The sequence below is a fragment of the Roseateles sp. P5_E11 genome (genome assembly GCF_054049355.1).
In genome coordinates this window covers 1-2,394 of sequence record NZ_JBFUMO010000741.1, presented here as the reverse complement: position 1 = coordinate 2,394, position 2,394 = coordinate 1, and the positions used below count along the sequence as shown (strand labels likewise).

Genomic DNA, 2,394 nt, shown 5'->3' with positions numbered 1-2,394 from the left:
CCAGTCGGGCTTGGCGGCCTTGCGGGCCTTGGGCTTGTCAGGCAGTTCGCCGCTGAAGAGCCGATGCAGCCGGCCGGCGCCCTCGCCCGCGAGGTCAAACACGGCCAGCGTGTACTCGTCATCGGCAACGACARACAGCCGCTGGCCCACCTGAACCAAACCGCTGGCGGCGCTGAGGTGGCCTGGAGCAGCGTCTGTCTCGACGGACAGGGTTCGGGAGACCGCTACCTCCAGCATGGCAAAGCTCCGAGCAAGCGATCCSGGCGATGCCAGTCGGGCGAGAAGAGCGGGGGCGACGCTAGGTAGCGCGTCCGGCCAGAACTCTTGAGCAGTGGAAGCGCAAGCGCATGTGGCCGGGAGGCGAAATTGCATGTTCCGCCACAACTCATGCCGCTTGGTTCAACCAGTCAAGCGTCGCATCCAAAGGCTCGCGTTTTGCAGCAGGCTCCTTAGATAGCCACTGAGCTTGAAAGAGCTCCCGCTGTCGCTTCCCGCCCTTAGCCAAATCCGCAACAAATTCATTGGGAAAGCCGCTTTCTTTCGCGATGAAAGCCGCACCGACCCAGAGCAGATCATTGCCCACATGGCCATGTGGCAACCATTTCGTAGCGTGTTTTGAATGAAGAGAAACCCACGCCGCATCTACCCCCTGATTGACCTCTGCCACTATTGTTCCGGCGCACCCCATACCACGACCCGCGCATGCCGACGCGAACGAATCATTTAGATATATTCGTCCGTTCTCCTGCCGCAGATGCACCACGTCAATTAGGCCAGCACTACGCGACAGCTGCGCCTCATCTCTTAGCTTTATTGAAAGGACGGATGCAACGACAAGAACCGCCGGAATATTTAAATCCAACGCATTGAAAGTCTGCTGCGTAGCATGTTCAGCAAAAAAATATTTGATATATTCCTTTACACATTCCGCGTCAAAATTATAATTCTCTATTGAATGCCCCAGCGTCGTGAAATGGCGGTCCAGCTGCGCCGGAGGGTGCCATTCAGGTTGCGGAGAGAAATCCGCAAGCGCCAAACCATCCCATTCCCTATCAGTTAACGTCCCCAGTTTCGTCGCAATTTTTGCGTTCTGCAGAGCAAGCGCCTCGGAAGAACTGCGAACACTGATCACACGCAACTTGTTACCGGTTCCTGCGAGCGAGGGATCTTCGATCATCCCCGCGTGGTCGATGACAGCTAATGAATTAAATGAGGGGAGACGCTCCGCAATTAGTCGGTGAAGTAGTGACTTATCGCCTGGACCCTCTACGAGAAGCGTCCTGCCGCTTCGGCGCAAGGCAGCGTTGAGATAGCCATTAATGGAGTAATTACGTCCCATGATGTTCACAGCTCCTCATCTGTAAACAAGCTATCTTGACCTCTCGGACTATGCTCAGGTTCGAAGTCTTGGTTTTCTAGAAAATGATCAGCGCCAACCTCCGGCGAATGCGTGCAAGCAATGATTTGTCGCTCAGGCGATTGATTTCGTAGCTCTTGCAGAATTATCCGCTGCCAGTCGATATGGAGCGACAATTCGGGTTCGTCAATCAGAAATGCTCCGGATGCGAACCGAGTTCGACTCGCAGAATAGAGCATGGTAAGAATTTGACGCTCCCCAGATGAAAGTGCGGACAGGCCGTAAGCTGGGCCTGCCATAGTATTTACAGACACTTGCTGCCTAAGCCGGCTACGAGACGCGACGTTGCCAATCTTTAACGTCTTGTTGTCGAGAAATCGATTAATTGATTGCTCAAAATCTCGACTCTTTTGAAAAGCCACGCGCCGTTCAGAATTTCGGGTCTCCAACAACTGACGGTATAGTCCAAGCAGGGAGCTATCGACGCCGCGCGTTGGAGTAGCACTGGAACTCAACGATCGCGCAGACATCAACAGCTTATCGAACACTGCACGAGATTCGCTGTTTGATGCCTGCGTTTCCTGATCCATTAACAGACTTGAAATGGAAGAAATGATGTCTTCGTTGGTTTCCGTGGTCGGTATGTTTTCAAGCCCAGAAACAATTCGAAAGACCTGAACGAATGTTTCTTCGAACATCCTCTGTTCTTTCGATGAAACTTCAAGTGCGGCCCGGCGCCACTCTTCGCCGAGTGCATCTTCCACGTCGGCCACCGACGGATAGCGAATGATTGGAACAAACTTTCCAAACCATTGGCGGCAAAGAATTGTCTTTTCGGCAATCGAGCCGGCTTCGTCTTGCAATTGCCTAGGCGTTACGCCAACGCCCTGCCTTACGTAGTGCGAACGAAGAGCCGAAACTTCATTTGTTGAAATTGCATCATATTCAGGCTCTAGGCGTTACGCCAACGCCCTGCCTTACGTAGTGCGAACGAAGAGCCGAAACTTCATTTGTTGAAATTGCATCATATTCAGGCT

3 protein-coding genes are annotated in these 2,394 nt (G+C 53.0%); all 3 read right to left on the bottom strand.

Annotated features, from left to right (window positions below; genetic code table 11):
- Window positions 1-237 (bottom strand): DUF6929 family protein (locus tag ACXJKR_RS29985; protein WP_457325947.1); only part of this gene is annotated, 237 nt, incomplete at its 3' end.
- Window positions 238-385: 148 nt separating this feature from the next.
- Window positions 386-1,339 (bottom strand): hypothetical protein, encoded by a 954-nt coding sequence (locus ACXJKR_RS29980; protein WP_457325946.1) that lies wholly within the window; start codon window positions 1,337-1,339, stop codon window positions 386-388.
- A 5-nt stretch (window positions 1,340-1,344) separates the two neighbouring features.
- Complete coding sequence (locus tag ACXJKR_RS29975) at window positions 1,345-2,220, bottom strand: AAA family ATPase (protein WP_457325945.1); 876 nt, start codon at window positions 2,218-2,220, stop codon at window positions 1,345-1,347.
- Between the last annotated feature and the right edge of the window lie 174 nt (window positions 2,221-2,394).

Coding starts and splice junctions, on each gene's coding strand:
- ACXJKR_RS29980 (WP_457325946.1), bottom strand. CDS start 1,339: ATGGGACGTAATTACTCCATTAATGGCTATCTCAACGCTGCCTTGCGC.